Source organism: Syntrophaceae bacterium (assembly GCA_013177795.1).
Classification (GTDB): Bacteria; Desulfobacterota; Syntrophia; order Syntrophales; family UBA2192; genus UBA2192.
Genome location: JABLXY010000001.1, coordinates 250,707 through 264,257 on the forward strand (window position 1 = coordinate 250,707; position 13,551 = coordinate 264,257).

Annotated in this window: 14 protein-coding genes; 9 read left to right on the forward strand and 5 right to left on the reverse strand. The window is 63.6% G+C overall.

Features of this window, described 5'->3' with window-relative positions; genetic code table 11:
- The first annotated feature begins 255 nt into the window (after positions 1 to 255).
- Positions 256 to 780: a hypothetical protein gene (locus HPY67_01095; GenBank protein NPV03321.1), complete on the forward strand. Its 525-nt coding sequence runs from the start codon at positions 256 to 258 to the stop codon at positions 778 to 780.
- Positions 781 to 1,061: 281 nt separating this feature from the next.
- Entirely contained in the window at positions 1,062 to 1,694 is a 633-nt protein-coding gene (locus HPY67_01100; GenBank protein NPV03322.1) for a hypothetical protein, read from the forward strand.
- A gap of 96 nt (positions 1,695 to 1,790) precedes the next feature.
- Here the strand turns inward: HPY67_01100 and HPY67_01105 are convergent, their stop codons facing one another.
- The 3 genes from HPY67_01105 to HPY67_01115 are packed head-to-tail and all read right to left on the reverse strand — an operon-like array spanning position 1,791 to position 4,048.
- Positions 1,791 to 2,258: a DUF192 domain-containing protein gene (locus HPY67_01105; GenBank protein NPV03323.1), complete on the reverse strand. Its 468-nt coding sequence runs from the start codon at positions 2,256 to 2,258 to the stop codon at positions 1,791 to 1,793.
- Positions 2,259 to 2,288: 30 nt separating this feature from the next.
- Positions 2,289 to 3,653, reverse strand: coding sequence for a phosphomannomutase/phosphoglucomutase (locus tag HPY67_01110; GenBank protein ID NPV03324.1), 1,365 nt, complete (start codon positions 3,651 to 3,653; stop codon positions 2,289 to 2,291).
- 47 nt (positions 3,654 to 3,700) lie between these two features.
- Positions 3,701 to 4,048: a hypothetical protein gene (locus HPY67_01115; GenBank protein ID NPV03325.1), complete on the reverse strand. Its 348-nt coding sequence runs from the start codon at positions 4,046 to 4,048 to the stop codon at positions 3,701 to 3,703.
- Here HPY67_01115 and HPY67_01120 point away from each other — a divergent pair.
- Genes HPY67_01120 through HPY67_01150 form a run of 7 tightly spaced genes read left to right on the forward strand, consistent with a single transcriptional unit; the run spans position 4,023 to position 12,192 of the window.
- Positions 4,023 to 5,228 carry an ABC transporter substrate-binding protein gene (locus HPY67_01120; GenBank protein NPV03326.1) on the forward strand — a complete coding sequence of 402 codons (1,206 nt, stop codon included), beginning with the start codon at positions 4,023 to 4,025 and terminating at the stop codon, positions 5,226 to 5,228. The genes HPY67_01115 and HPY67_01120 overlap by 26 nt on opposite strands.
- Positions 5,229 to 5,239: 11 nt before the next feature.
- Entirely contained in the window at positions 5,240 to 6,079 is an 840-nt protein-coding gene (locus HPY67_01125) for an ABC transporter ATP-binding protein (GenBank protein NPV03327.1), read from the forward strand.
- Entirely contained in the window at positions 6,076 to 8,049 is a 1,974-nt protein-coding gene (locus HPY67_01130; GenBank protein ID NPV03328.1) for an AMP-binding protein, read from the forward strand. The genes HPY67_01125 and HPY67_01130 overlap by 4 nt, the downstream gene beginning before the upstream one ends.
- 19 nt (positions 8,050 to 8,068) lie before the next feature.
- Entirely contained in the window at positions 8,069 to 8,947 is an 879-nt protein-coding gene (locus HPY67_01135; GenBank protein NPV03329.1) for a branched-chain amino acid ABC transporter permease, read from the forward strand.
- A 12-nt stretch (positions 8,948 to 8,959) separates the two neighbouring features.
- Positions 8,960 to 10,036, forward strand: coding sequence for a branched-chain amino acid ABC transporter permease (locus tag HPY67_01140; protein ID NPV03330.1), 1,077 nt, complete (start codon positions 8,960 to 8,962; stop codon positions 10,034 to 10,036).
- 37 nt (positions 10,037 to 10,073) lie between these two features.
- A complete protein-coding gene (locus HPY67_01145) occupies positions 10,074 to 10,877 on the forward strand; it encodes an ABC transporter ATP-binding protein (protein ID NPV03331.1) in 804 nt (267 codons plus the stop codon).
- Between the two features lie 52 nt (positions 10,878 to 10,929).
- Positions 10,930 to 12,192 carry an AMP-binding protein gene (locus tag HPY67_01150; protein NPV03332.1) on the forward strand — a complete coding sequence of 421 codons (1,263 nt, stop codon included), beginning with the start codon at positions 10,930 to 10,932 and terminating at the stop codon, positions 12,190 to 12,192.
- A 211-nt stretch (positions 12,193 to 12,403) separates the two neighbouring features.
- Here HPY67_01150 and HPY67_01155 read toward each other — a convergent pair whose 3' ends face one another.
- Both HPY67_01155 and HPY67_01160 read right to left on the reverse strand, forming a co-directional pair.
- The gene (locus HPY67_01155; protein ID NPV03333.1) at positions 12,404 to 12,862 is read right to left on the reverse strand and encodes a redoxin domain-containing protein; all 459 of its coding nucleotides are present in this window, start codon (positions 12,860 to 12,862) and stop codon (positions 12,404 to 12,406) included.
- 29 nt (positions 12,863 to 12,891) lie between these two features.
- A complete protein-coding gene (locus HPY67_01160) occupies positions 12,892 to 13,416 on the reverse strand; it encodes a ferritin family protein (GenBank protein NPV03334.1) in 525 nt (174 codons plus the stop codon).
- Positions 13,417 to 13,551: the final 135 nt, after the last annotated feature.

Below are 13,551 nucleotides of genomic sequence, written 5' to 3' on the forward strand. Positions count from 1 at the left end.
CTCAATGCATTCCCTCCTTGACTTTCGCCGCCCCGGTTATTACAGAGGGATAGCAGTCTTGTAAAGTCTTTTCCCAACCTGCCTGTCGATTCATCACGGCGGAGACTCAAAATGGGCATGACACCGCGCCTTGTTTTCAAGTCGAGTCACTCCGCCCGGGGAGCATGACCAGGCGCCTGGGCATTTTGACCTCCCACCGCGGGTCGACGGCGTTCTGAACGAGGCAAGAGAGCAGCAGGCTGAAGGAGGTCGGGTATGTTCAAAATCTTTACGAACAAGCGGCATCTGTTGCTTCCGTGCGTGGTGATGACATCTCTGCTCCTCGCGGTCACGGCGGTATCGGCAACACTTCTGAAATCGCGGCTGTTGCCGACCGATGAGACGCTGAAAAGCGCCTTGGGCAGCGAGAAGTTCAACGCCTTGCGGTTCGAGACATACGGGGGCCTGACCGAGAACCGCATGATCGGGTATTTTCTTTACCGGGACGGGATTCGTGTGAAAGGAGACGGGCCGCACATCGAGTCCATCGGCAAACTCAGCCTGAACGACGTCCTGGCCGATCATGAGCGGGTGGCAAGGGCGAAGTTTTACGGACGCATAGGGCATGTCATGATTCGTGAGGTCACGCGAAACGGTGACGTGGTCGGTTATACGGTCAACGACCCCAAGATGGAGATCACTCTTTGGGACGTGACGACCGATGCAGCGGCCATCAGCCTCGAGCTTCGCTACAAGGATCTTCAGCCCAAGGGAGAACGATACGACGCCGGTCCGCGCTGATCAATCCTGAGGACGTCCGCTTGAGCGCAATAGGTTGCGCAGGTTACTTTTTGGTTGACGCGCGGGCGCATAACGTGTAGCGTTCTTGCCACAGAGTGCGGCGGCATCCGATGCCGTGCCGGTCCGGTCCAGACTGGACGGACACGGAATACATTCAGCGCGTCCTTTCGAAATCTCACGAAACCCTCAAATCCGCTACAGTCGGCACGATCAGCCCCTTTTCCGCATCGCGATCGAGATCGACCCGGGCGGGAGCTGTCCATCACACAGGGAGGTGATTTATGGCGAGCGAGATGGCCGATCAGATGAAGCCCTTGACCGATTTCTACGCGAAGTGGACCAGGGATTCTCTCGAGATGATGACCAAGGGGATGGCGATGTACAACCGGATGAGCCGGGCGTGGATGGAAGTCGGCGAGGGGTCCACGGCCGACAAGCCCGACGACGTGCTCAAGAAATGGACGGAGGCCTTCGGCGGTTCCTACAACGAGCTCTTCGAGATGTACACGCAGCCCTTCAAGATGTTCGGCATGGGGGGACAGGTCCCGACAAAAGAGGCATGGGAGAACGCCTTCTCGCAATGGCAGAAGATGTTCGCCACGATGCCCTCCGGCCCCGACCCGTCCGGCGGCGACGAATTCGTGAACTTCTCGAAGAGCTGGTTCGAGGGCTATTCGAAGGTCTGCCAGGCCTGGGTGGACAGCATGCAGAGAATGGGCGAAGCCTGCAAATCCGCCGTGGCGGAGAGGGGCGACAAGCCCGAATCGGCCATGGGCGCCCTCTCGGAGATCTCGGAGCGCTTCATGAAGGAGTGGTCCTCCTTCGTGACGGAGCAGGCGCAGGCCTTCTTCTCCCTGTGGCGGTCCCGGCTGCCCGCCGACAAGAAAGAGCCGAAGAAGGCGAAAAAGGAGTAGCGACCCGGAAACCGGATCCCCCGGCGCTCGAAGAGAAAAGAGGCGCAGTTCCCTGCGCCTCTTTTTCGTTTCCGGGTTTCGGGCCGGCATCCCGCTTCAGCGGTTCAGGGTGACTTTGTCCCCCGGTCTGATCCCGTGCCGGGCGAACCAGCCCAAGTTGGTCTCGATGACGTACTGCGCGGCACCCGCCGAGCGGTACAGGACGCTCTCGTCGAGCGGGCGGGCCTGGTGAATGTTCAGGATGACGCCGTCAGGCCCGACGAAGGCGATGTCGAGCGGGATGAGGGTGTTGCGCATCCAGAAGCTCAGCTCGATGGGCTGCTTGAAGACGAAGAGCATCCCCTCGTTCTCCGGCAGGGAGCGGCGGAACATGAGGCCGCGCTCCTGCTTCTCCAGCGTGTCGGCCACCTCGACCCACAGGGGCGTCTGGCCGACGAGAATCCGCTTCAGGGGCGGGGATTTCGGGTCCTTGGCCCAGGCGTACCCCTGGAACAGAGGCACGGCGACTGCCAGCAGGGCTGCGGCAAGCAGGGTCGTGATCCATCCGCGGGGAAGCCTGTTCATCGCTTCACCATCCAGACCGCCGGTGATCCCTCAGGGTCGCGCGCGGCGACGGGACATCACGCGCTGCAGCTCTTTTTCCGTGACGGCGCGGATCTGCTCGAGTGTTGCCGCCGTGGACGCCTCGAAGCGCAGGACGAGCACGGGCTGGGTGTTGGAGGCCCGGATGAGCCCCCAGCCGTCCGGGAAGAGGATCCGGACACCGTCCGTGTCGATGATCCGGTGGTCCTTCCGGAACGCCTCCTTCACGTCCCGCACGACGTCGAACTTGATCTCGTCGGGGCACTCGATGCGGATCTCCGGCGTCGTGACCGTCTTCGGGACGTCGGCGAGGAGGTCGCTGAGCTTCTGCCCCGTCCGGGAGAGGATCTCGAGCAGACGCGCCGCGGCGTAGATCGCGTCGTCGTATCCGAAATAGCGGTCGGCGAAGAAGAGATGGCCGCTCATCTCGCCGGCGAGCACGGCCTTCTCCTCCTTCATTTTTCCCTTGATCAGCGAGTGGCCCGCCTTCCACATGATGGGCCGCCCGCCGTGGGCGGCGATGTCGTCGTAGAGGCGCTGGGAGCATTTCACCTCGCCGATGACGGCGGACCCGGGGCGTTCTTTCAGGATGAATCGGGCGAAGAGCAGCAGCAGCTCGTCCCCCCAGAGGATGTCCCCCCGGTCGGTGACCACGCCGATCCGGTCGGCGTCGCCGTCGAAGGCGATCCCCACGTCGGCCTTCTGCTGCCTCACCTGCACGATGAGGTCACGCAGGTTCTCGGGCACCGTCGGGTCCGGGTGGTGGTTCGGGAAGCGGCCGTCCATGTCGGCATAGAGACAGGTCAGCTCGCAGCCGAAGCGCTCGAAGAGGGGCACGGCGAACGCCCCGCCCACACCGTTGCCCGCGTCGAGGACGACGCGGAGGCCGGGGCGCACCTGCACGTTGCCGTGGATGTAGTCGAGGTAGGCTTTCGTGATGTCCTGGCTCGAGGCGTTTCCGCTGCCCGATAGGAACGAGCCGCTCTCGATGATCTCCCGCAGGGCCTGGATCTCGCCGCCGTAGATCGTGTCGGGGCCGACGCAGATCTTGAACCCGTTGAACTCAGGCGGATTGTGGCTGCCCGTGACCATGACGCCGCCCCCCGTCTTCAGGTGGCGGACGGAAAAGTAAAGCATCGGCGTTGCGCAGGTGCCGATGTCGGTCACGTCGACCCCGGTGGACAGGAGGCCTGCCCGGATCCCGGCGGAAAGGGCGGGGGAACTCAGCCGGCAGTCCCGTCCGAGGGTCATTGTCTTCACCCCGCGCTGCCCGGCATAGGTGCCGATGGCGCGGCCGAGGTCGTACACGACGCCGGGCTGAAGGTCTTCGTCGACCAGCCCCCTGACATCATACTCCCTGAAGATGGAACGGTTCATGATCAGCTCCGGCGCAAGGGTGTTCATGTCTATCACAGATTGCGCGTTCAGACAATCCAGGCGAGCAAGAACCGGGCCTGAAATGCCATGTGCAGAGCAACGCGAGACGAATCGCAAAAAAAAGTGTTGACAGGCCCTGTCGCGATCGGGTAGAAGCTGTCATCAAGAGGCAACCGATGTACAGGCACTTCGACATGGGCAGCGCTTTCGCCTTTTTTAGCTTTTTCGGCTTCTTTAGGGGGGTCTGCCCATAGCGCCTGACCGCAAGTGAACCATCGGGCCGTGGGCAGACCAAAGCTGCCCACGGCCTTTTTTTTGATCCGGGCCGTGCACGTCACGGCCTTTTTCATCTTCAGGGAGGAAAGCACGATGAAGGGTTCGATCTCGAAAGTCATGGCGGGGTTGCTGGCGGCGGTGATCCTGGCGCTGCCCGTTTCGTCCCGTGCGGCGACGCCGATCAAGGTGGGCGCGGCCATTAATCTCACCGGTCCCGCATCCACATGGGGGCAGTACCACGCGAAGGGCACGCAGGACTACCTGCGCTACGTCAACGAGGTCAAGGGCGGCGTCGGCGGCCGCACCATCGAGCTGATCCTCGTCGACACGGGCTACAAGGTGCCCGAGGCCGTGGCGGCGGTCAAGAAGTTCGCCATCCAGGACAGGGTCGACATGATCCTCACCTGGGGTGCGGGAGAGGGGCTCGCCGCCAAGCCGCTCGTGCAGGGCTACAAGATCCCGACGATCAACTACTCCACGAGCTGGGAACTGCTGGAGAAACCCGTGGACTACATGTATTTGCCCTTCGGCAGCTACCGTCTCGACTGCGCGGCCATCCTCGAATACATCAAATCCATCCACAGGGGAAAGGAGCCCCCCAAGGTCGGGCTGCTCACCTACAACAACGCCTACGGGCTCTCCATCCACAAGCCGAGCCAGGAGTACGCGAGGGCCCTCGGGATCGACATCGTGTCGATCGAGGCGTTCCCGCCCAAGACCGTAGACCTGACGACGGAGCTTCTCCGGCTCAAGAAGAACGGGGCCGAGTACGTCTTCATGCAAATGCTGCCGGCCACGATCGTGACGGCCTTCAAGAGCGCCGACCGCATCCAGTACAGCCCGCAGTTCTTCGGCACCTGGACCTCGACGGACCCCGACTTCTTCAAGATGGGCAAGGGGCTCATCCGGAACCGGCTGAAGATGCAGTTCCCCGGCGGCCTTCCGGGTGACAAGGGCGCCGGCATTGACACCCTCAAGGAACTCTGGAAGCGCTACAAGACCGTCACCGGCTTCGATGCCGCATACTGGGAAGGCGTCGTCGTGGGCATGATCGTGGAACGCGGGGCCCTGCGGGCCCATGAGAAGTACGGGAAGATCGACCGCGAGACCATCAACAAGGCCATGGAAACCTTCACGAACGAGGACTTCGGCGGTCTCGTGCCCCCCGTCACGTACACGAAGACCAATCACGAGGCCTCCTTCCGGGGGCGGATCGTCCAGGTCAGGGAGGACGGCTCCTTCAAGCCGCTGACGGACTTCTACACGCCGGGCAAGGAGAAAATCAGGCACCTCAAGTAGGGGCGGAAACAATGAAGGCCTACCGTGGGCAACCCTCCATCTTCGCCGCGAGACCGCCGGAGGCGCGCAAGGCGGAACTCGCCGTCGAGCGCCTGACGTTGCGGTTCGGAGGAATCACGGCCGTCCACAACGTGGACCTCAAGGTCTCGACGGGCGAACTCGTTTCCGTCATCGGTCCCAACGGCGCCGGCAAGACCAGCCTGCTCAACTGCATCACGGGCTATTACAGGGCCCAGGAGGGCCGGATCCTCTTCAACGGCACGGACATCTCGAACCTCCACACGCACCGGCACATCCAGCACGGGATCGGGAGAACATTCCAGAACATCGAGCTCTTCCCCGGGATGACCGTCCTGGCGAACCTGCTGCTGGCCCGGCACCTGCACTGCCGCTACGGCCTTGCGGCGGCCCTTCTCTTCTCCGGGAAGGCCCGCAGCGAGGAGATCCGGCAGCGGCGGCTCATCGAGGAGATCATCGACTTCCTCGAGATCCAGGCCATCCGCAAGAAGCTCGTGGGGTCGCTGCCCTACGGGATGCGCAAGCGCGTGGAGCTGGGGCGGGCGCTCGCGCTCGAGCCGAGGCTTCTCGTCCTGGACGAGCCCTTCGCCGGCATGAACCTGGAGGAAAAGGAGGACATGGTCCGGTTCCTCCTGGAGCTCAACGAATCCTGGGGGCAGACCATGATCCTCGTTGAGCACGACATGTCGATTGTCATGAGCATCTCGAAGAGGATCATGGTGCTCAATTTCGGCGAAAAGCTCGCCGAGGGGACCCCCGAGGAGATCCAGGGCAACCCCGAGGTCATCCGGGCATACCTCGGCGACGGCGACGGGGCGGGGGGCGTCCGATGACCGTCTCGAGGATGAAAGGGCGGACCGACGGAAACGGCCCGGCAAAGCTCGACGAGGCCACGCTCGAGACCTACGGCAAGTACACGCTGCCGCAGATTCTGGGTGAGCAGGCCAAGCGCCTGGGACCGAATCACGTCGCGATCCGGGAGAAGGCCTACGGGATCTGGCAAACGGTTACCTGGGAGGAGTATTTCCGCTACGTGCGGCGGGCGGCCCTGGGGCTCCTGGGGCTCGGCGTGCGGCGCAGGGACAACGTGGCGATCGTGATGAACAATCACCCCGAGTGGCTCTACAGCGAGCTGGGGGCCCAGGCCGTGGGGTGCGTCACGGTGAATCTCTTCACCTCGTCGATCGCCGATGAGCTGGCAGAGGCGCTCAAGCGGTTCCAGCCGGCGGTGGTGGTCGTCCAGGACCAGGAGCAGGTCGACAAGCTCATCGAGACCCGCTCGAGGCTCGAATTCGTGAAGACCGTCGTTTACGTGGACCCCACGGGGATGCGCACCTACCGGGACAACCCCTGGCTCGTGAGCTTCCGGGAGCTTCTCGAACGGGGGGACGAACTGGAGAGGGAAAAGCCGCAGCTCTTCCCCTCGGAGCTGTGGCGCGGGCGGCCCGAGGACGTGGCCGTCATGATCCAGACCTCGGGGACGACGGGCCTGCCGAAGCTGGCGATGCTCTCGCACCGGAACTTCACCGCCATGGCGCGCAAGTGGATCGAGGCGACCCCCATCGGCATCGGGTCCAACTGGCTCTCCATTACCCCGCCCGCCTGGATCGTCGATCAGATGTGGGGCGCAGGCATCGCGCTCACGGGAGGCCTGACGATGAATTTCCCCGAGACGGCCGAGACGATCGAGGCCGACTTCCGGGAGATCGGGCCCGACGTGATCGTCTCGTCATCGCGGTTCTGGGAGGACCTGGCCTCGAAGATCCGCGTGCGGATGGCCGACGCGGGCTTCGTGAAGCGCAAGCTCTTCGAGGCGGCGGAGCGGATCGGCCAGAGGGCCGCGGACGCCGAGGCGGCGAAGAAGACCCCCACGGCCGTGTTGCGGGGCCTGCAGCGCATCGCCGGGTCGCTCGTGTTCAGGCCTCTGCTGGACCGCGTGGGCTGTCTCGGGATCAGATCCGCCTACACGGGGGGCCACCCCATCAGCCCCGAGGTGATTCGCTTTTTCCGCGCCTGCGGCCTCAACCTCAAGCAGTGCTACGGACTCACCGAGGCGGGCGGCATCTTCCAGGTGCAGCCCGACGGCGAGGTGAAGCCCGAGACGGTGGGCAAGGCCCTCCCGGGGACGGAGGTGAAGATCGCCGAGGACCAGGAGGTGCTCGTCAAGAGCCCCTCCAACTTTGCCGGATATTACAAGGATTACAAGGCGACCGAGGAGGCCTTCCGTGACGGGTGGCTGCGCACGGGCGACGCGGGGTATCTCGACGCCGACGGGCATCTCGTCATCATCGGCCGCAAGGAGGAGATCATCCGCAACAAGTCCGGCGCCGCCTTCTCCCCCGACTTCATCGAGACACGCCTCAAGTTCAGCCCCTACATCAAGGAAGCGGTGATCTTCGGCGAGGGGCGGCCCTACATCACGGCCTTCGTCAACATCGACATGGGCAATGTGGGCAACTGGGCGGAGGAGCGGATGATCCCCTACACGACCTACACGGACCTCTCCCAGCAGCCGCAGGTGGAGGAGCTGATCCTCGGCGAAATCCGCGCGGTCAACGAGCGGCTCCCCGATTACATGAAGATCAAGAAGTTCCTGCTGCTCTACAAGATGCTCGATGCCGACGACGAGGAGCTGACGCGGACGGGGAAGGTCCGCCGCCGCTTCGTCTACGGTCTCTACCTCAACCTCATCGAGGCCATGTACAGGAACGTCCGGTCGCTGGAGGTGAAGAGCCAGGTCCGATACCGCGACGGGCAGGTGGGAAAGATCGAAACGACGGTCAAGATACACGACGTGTTCTGAGAGGGACAAGGAGATACGAATGGATTTCTTTCTGCAGCTGCTGATCAACGGCGTGAGCATCGGCTTTCTCTACGGGCTGTCCGCCATGGGGTTCGTCATGATCTTCAAGTCCTCAAGCGTGCTCAACTTCGCCCACGGCGAGATCCTGGCGTTCGGCGCGTTTCTGTTCCTGGCCCTCGTGACCTGGGCGCAGCTGCCCATCGCGCTGGCCTTCGTCGTGACGCTCGCCGGCGCGTTCGTCCTGGGGTTCGTCATCGAGCGGGTCTTCCTCCGGCCCCTGATCGGCGAGCCGCTGATCCAGGTCATCATGCTCACCGTGGGGCTGGCCTCCATGTTCAAGGGGGGGATGCTGCTGGTGTGGGGCGGCAACCTCTACACCTACCCCGAGTTTCTCCCCGAGGGGCTCGGGATCGACTGGGGCATCATCCAGGTGCCTCCCGTCTACGTGGCGGCGATCGTCATCGGCAGCCTCTTCCTGCTGATGTTCGGCCTGTTCTTCAAGTTCTCCTCCCAGGGCATCTACATGCGCTCCGTGGCGGACAACCAGCCGGCGGCCCTCTCGCTTGGGGTGCACGTCCGGCGCGTCTTTGCCCTCTCGTGGGCCATCGCGGCACTGGTCGCGGGGATCAGCGGGATCGTGCTCGGGATCATCAACGGCATCAACGTCCACGAGCTCTCTTCCATCGGGCTGAAGGTGTTCCCCGTGGTCATCCTCGGGGGGCTCGATTCGATCGGAGGGGCGATCATCGGCGGGCTCATCATCGGCCTGCTCGAGACCTTCACGGGGGGGTACATTTCGCCCTCGCTGCGGGACATCGTCCCCTACGTGGTGCTCGTCTTCATCCTGCTGGTGAAGCCCTACGGCCTCTTCGGGCTGGTCGAGATCGAACGCGTGTAACGGGGAGAGTCAATGCGCGCAAGACCCCTTCGCTTCCGCCCTTGCGGGAATTACAGGACCCAGTACCGGGAGGAGCTGGCCGTCTTCGAGACCGATTTCGGGCGGCTGTGGGCCGCCGCGGGACTCACGGCGCTGTTTGTCCTCGTGCCCTGGATCGCCACGCCTTACCTGCTCTACGTCGTGAATTGCATCGGGATCGCCGCCATCGCCGCCCTCGGCCTCAACATCCTCGTGGGGTACACGGGGCTTATCTCCCTGGGGCACGGGGCCTTTTTCGGGGTTGGGGCCTACTCGGCGGGAATCCTCTCCGTCACGTACGGGGTCCCCTTCCTGGCCGTGGTCCCGGTCGCGGGTCTCGTAACCGCTGTCGTCGGCATGGTCTTCGGGATCCCGTCGGGAAGGCTCAAGGGGCTTTACCTGACGATCGCGACCCTGGCGGGGCAGTTCATCATCGAGTACGTCCTCATTCACTGGGAGAGCGTGACCGGGGGAACCATGGGGATGACGCTGCCCGCCCCCACGCTCTTCGGGGTGCCCGTCGTCGGGGACGTGCGCTTTTTCTATGTGATCTACACGGTGGCGGTCGTCATGGTCTTCGGGGCCGTGAATCTCATGCGGACACGCTACGGCCGGGCCTTCGTGGCCATCCGGGACAACGACAGGGCCGCGGAGGGCATGGGGATCCCGATCTTCCCGTACAAGCTGCTGTCCTTTGCCGTGAGCTCCTTTTACGCCGGCGTGGCAGGCGCCCTCTGGGCATACTACATGATCAGCATCTCCGTCGAGCCCTTCAACCTGGGCCTTTCGGTGGAATACATCGCGATGGTGATCATCGGCGGTCTCGGGAGCATTCCGGGGGCGATCTTCGGCACCGTGTTCATCACGCTGCTCAACGAGGGTCTGCGCTGGCTGACGGACACGATCATGAACATGGGCGGGGTCGCCGGAGTCAAGCTGACGCTTGCCCCGTTGCGGGAGTTCGTCTTCGGCCTCGCCATCGTGCTCTTCATCCTGTTCGAGCCGCGGGGGCTGGCGGAGGTCTGGCGGGTCGTGAAGTCGAGCTTCAAGCTCTGGCCCTTCTCCTACTAGGGTTCAGGGGCCCGGGAACAATGCGGGATCGGAACATATGAGTGAAGACAAGCTGCTCGTCATCAACAACATCAGCGTCGTCTACTCCGACGTGATCCAGGTCCTCAAGGGTGTCTCGCTCTCCGTGGTGCGCGGTCAGATCGTCTCGCTGCTGGGCAGCAACGGCGCCGGCAAGACGACGACCCTCAAGGCCGTCTCGGGGCTCCTGAAGCCCGAGAACGGCGAGGTCACCGAGGGGAGCATCCTCTTCGACGGCCGGCCGATTCACAATCTCTCCCCCGAGACGATCACGAGGGCCGGGATCATCCAGGTGCTCGAGGGCCGGCAGCCCTTCAAGTACCTCACCGTCGAGGAGAACCTCCGGGTCGGCACGGCAACGCGTTGGGGCAAGCCCTACAGGCAGGACCTCGATCGGGTCTATCACTATTTCCCGGCTCTGGCGAAGCGCCGGAGGACGCTCGCAGGCTACTGCAGCGGAGGCGAGATGCAGATGCTCGTCATCGGCCGGGCGCTCATGGCGCACCCGCGTCTGCTCCTGCTGGACGAGCCGTCGCTGGGGCTTGCGCCGCTGATCGTGAAGGAGATCTTTCAGATCATCGAGCGCATCAACCGCGAGAGCGGCACGACGATCGTCCTTGTGGAACAGAACGCCAACATGGCCCTCCAGATCGCGACATACGGCTACGTCATGGAGAACGGGAAGATCGTCATGGAGGGCCGCGCCGAGGAGCTGCGGGAGAACCCGGACGTCAAGGAGTTCTACCTGGGCATGGGGGCGGCCGGCACGGCGAAGTCCTACAAGGACGTGAAGGCCTACAAGCGCAGGAAGCGATGGCTCTGAGAGGCAGGGCGCAGGGAACGGCGGGATCCGCAAGAAAGAGGGGGCATCGGACGTGAGGCAGAGAGGCAGGTATTTCGACGCGAAGGAGACCAGAAGCAGCAGGCAGAGGCTGAGCGACCAGGCGGCGGAGCTGTCGGCCATGATGCGGCTGGCCATGAAGAAATCGCCGGTCATACGCAGGCAGTTCGAGTCGCTCGGGCTCACGCCGACGAAGCGCGCGGCCTTCGACCTGCTCAAAAAGCTTCCCGTGATCTCCCGCGAGAAGATCGTCCAGATGGAGATCGACGACCCCCCCTACGCGGGGCTGGCAAACCCCGACGCCGCGGTGGACCGGATCTTCACCTCGCCCGGGCCGGTCTACGAGCCGCACCTCTCCGAGTCGGACCCGATCTGGGCGAGGGCCTACCATGCCGCCGGCTTCGGCCCCGGGGACGTGGTCCTCAACGCCTTCTCCTATCACCTTGTCGCGGCAGGGCTCACCTTCCACAGCGGTCTGCGCCGGGTCGGGGCGACCGTCGTCCCGTCGGGCGCGTCGAGCGCCGCCGTGCAGGTCCAGCTCATCCGCGACCTGAAGGTGACAGGCTACACCGGCACACCGAGCTTCCTGAAGGCGATCATCGGGAGGGCCGAGGAGGAGGGGCACGACGTCCGGAAGGACTTCAGGCTCCGCAGGGCGGCCTTCGCCGCGGAACCGCTTCTTCCGGCCCTGCGGGACGAGTTCGAGGGCAGGTACGGCATCGACACGTACCAGATGTACGGGGCAACCGAGGTGGGTGACGTCGCCTACGAGTGCCGGGAGAAGAACGGGTGGCACCTCTGCGAGGAGGTGATCGTCGAGATCGTGGATCCCGAGACGGGCCTGGAGGTCGAGCCCGGGGAGCTGGGCGAGGTGGTGGTCACGCGCCCGAACGGCATCTTCTTCCTCTTTCGCTTCGGGACGGGCGACCTCTCGAGGCTCATCCCCGGGCGCTGCCGCTGCGGGAGGACCTCGCCGCGGCTTGCGGGAGTGGCCGGCAGGGTGGGGGAGGCCGTAAAGGTGAGGGGCCTGTTCGTGGCGCCAAGCCAGCTCAGGAAGCTTGCCGAGCGGTTCCCGGGCCGAAAGTTCCAGGCCGTCGTGACCCGGGAGGGGAACCGGGACGTTCTCACGGTCCGCATCGAGGCGCAGGGTGCGGGGCGGGGAAAGGAGGACATTGCCCCGTTCGAGAAGCAGTTTGCCGAGATCTGCACGGTCCGGATCGATCGGATCGAGCAGGTCCCGCCGGGGACCCTCGCCGAGGGGTACAAGGCGATCGTGGATGAGCGAAGCTGGAAATAGCTGGCGATCGAACAGGATACGCGGAACAATTTTGCCGGCTCAAAAGCGCTTTGCGACGGTTCTAAGCTCCCTCCACTGCTACGCCACAAACTCGCCCTTTGGGCTCAGACATGTGGCTTCGCGGCCGTTCCGGTTCGCCAAGAACCGTTCGCGCAAAGGCGCTTTAAACGAGCCTTGCAAAACCGTTCCGCGCTACCTGTCTTCAAAGGGATCATTTCTTGATGGCAGCCAGCACTTCCCGGATGTTCGGAAGCTCCTTGATCGGGTAGACCTTGATCCAGGCGACCTTCCCCTTTTCGTCCAGAAGGACGTTGGCGCGCTCCGAGAAGCCCTCCTTGCGGAACAGCCCCAGGGAGGCCGCGACCTTCCCGTGCGGCCAGAAGTCGGCCAGCAGCCTCGTTTTCCTGATCTTCAGGGATTTCGCCCATGCCGCCTTGCAGGGGACGCTGTCGACGCTCAGGCCGACGGCGACGGCACCCGCCTTCTCGAAGACCTTCACGTTTTTCTCGAGGGCCTGCATCTGCCTCGCGCAGATGGAGGTCCAGGCAAGGGGATGGAAGGAGAGCAGCACCTTCTTTCCCCTGCAGGCCGAGAGCGTGAAGTCCTGACCGTTCTGGTCCTTGAGCGTGAAATCCCTCACGCGCTTTCCCACTGTAAGCGATGCGGCCATGGGGTCCTCCTTTCTGAATCCGTGGGGCATCAGGCCCCGTCAATGCCATGGTGCTCCTTCTTGCGGAACCACCCCTCGGGATCGGAGAAGTAGTCCTCCGTGTCCTTGAGCGACAGGTAGTGCTGTCGCTCCATCTTGGAGAGCAGGTCGAAGAACGCCTTTTCCTTCGGGTCGGACGAGGCGTCCCGCAGCTCGGCGTAGAATTTCTCTCCCCGGGCCTCGAAGTCCAGGGCGGTGCGGACGGCCTTCAGGTCGTCGTTGTCGCCGGGGGCGGCCGCTTCCGCCTTCAGAAGGAACTCCTTGAGGATGTCTTTCACGAGGGTCCCCTTGACCTTGACGGGCAGTGACTCCGGCCACTTCTCCTCTTTCTTCCAGCGGCCGTGAATCTCCTTGAGCCGCTCGTAATGTTCCAGCTCGTCGTCGGCGATCTGCTTGAACATGGACTTGCCCAGGGGGTTGCGGCAACGCTCGGCGCTCTTGAGGTAGAATTCCCGTTCCCTCATCTCATTGGCGAGGGCGACCTCGAGGGCGTTCAGCCGTTCTTCCTTTTTCATGGGAACCCTCCTTTGAGACATCAAAATGTTTGCCGCTACTATATCAGAAGGGCCCCCACACGGGAAACAGGAAGTTTCAATATCAAGCCCCCGGGCCAAATCCCTTGAATTACCCTGCCCGGTGTGAAAGAATCG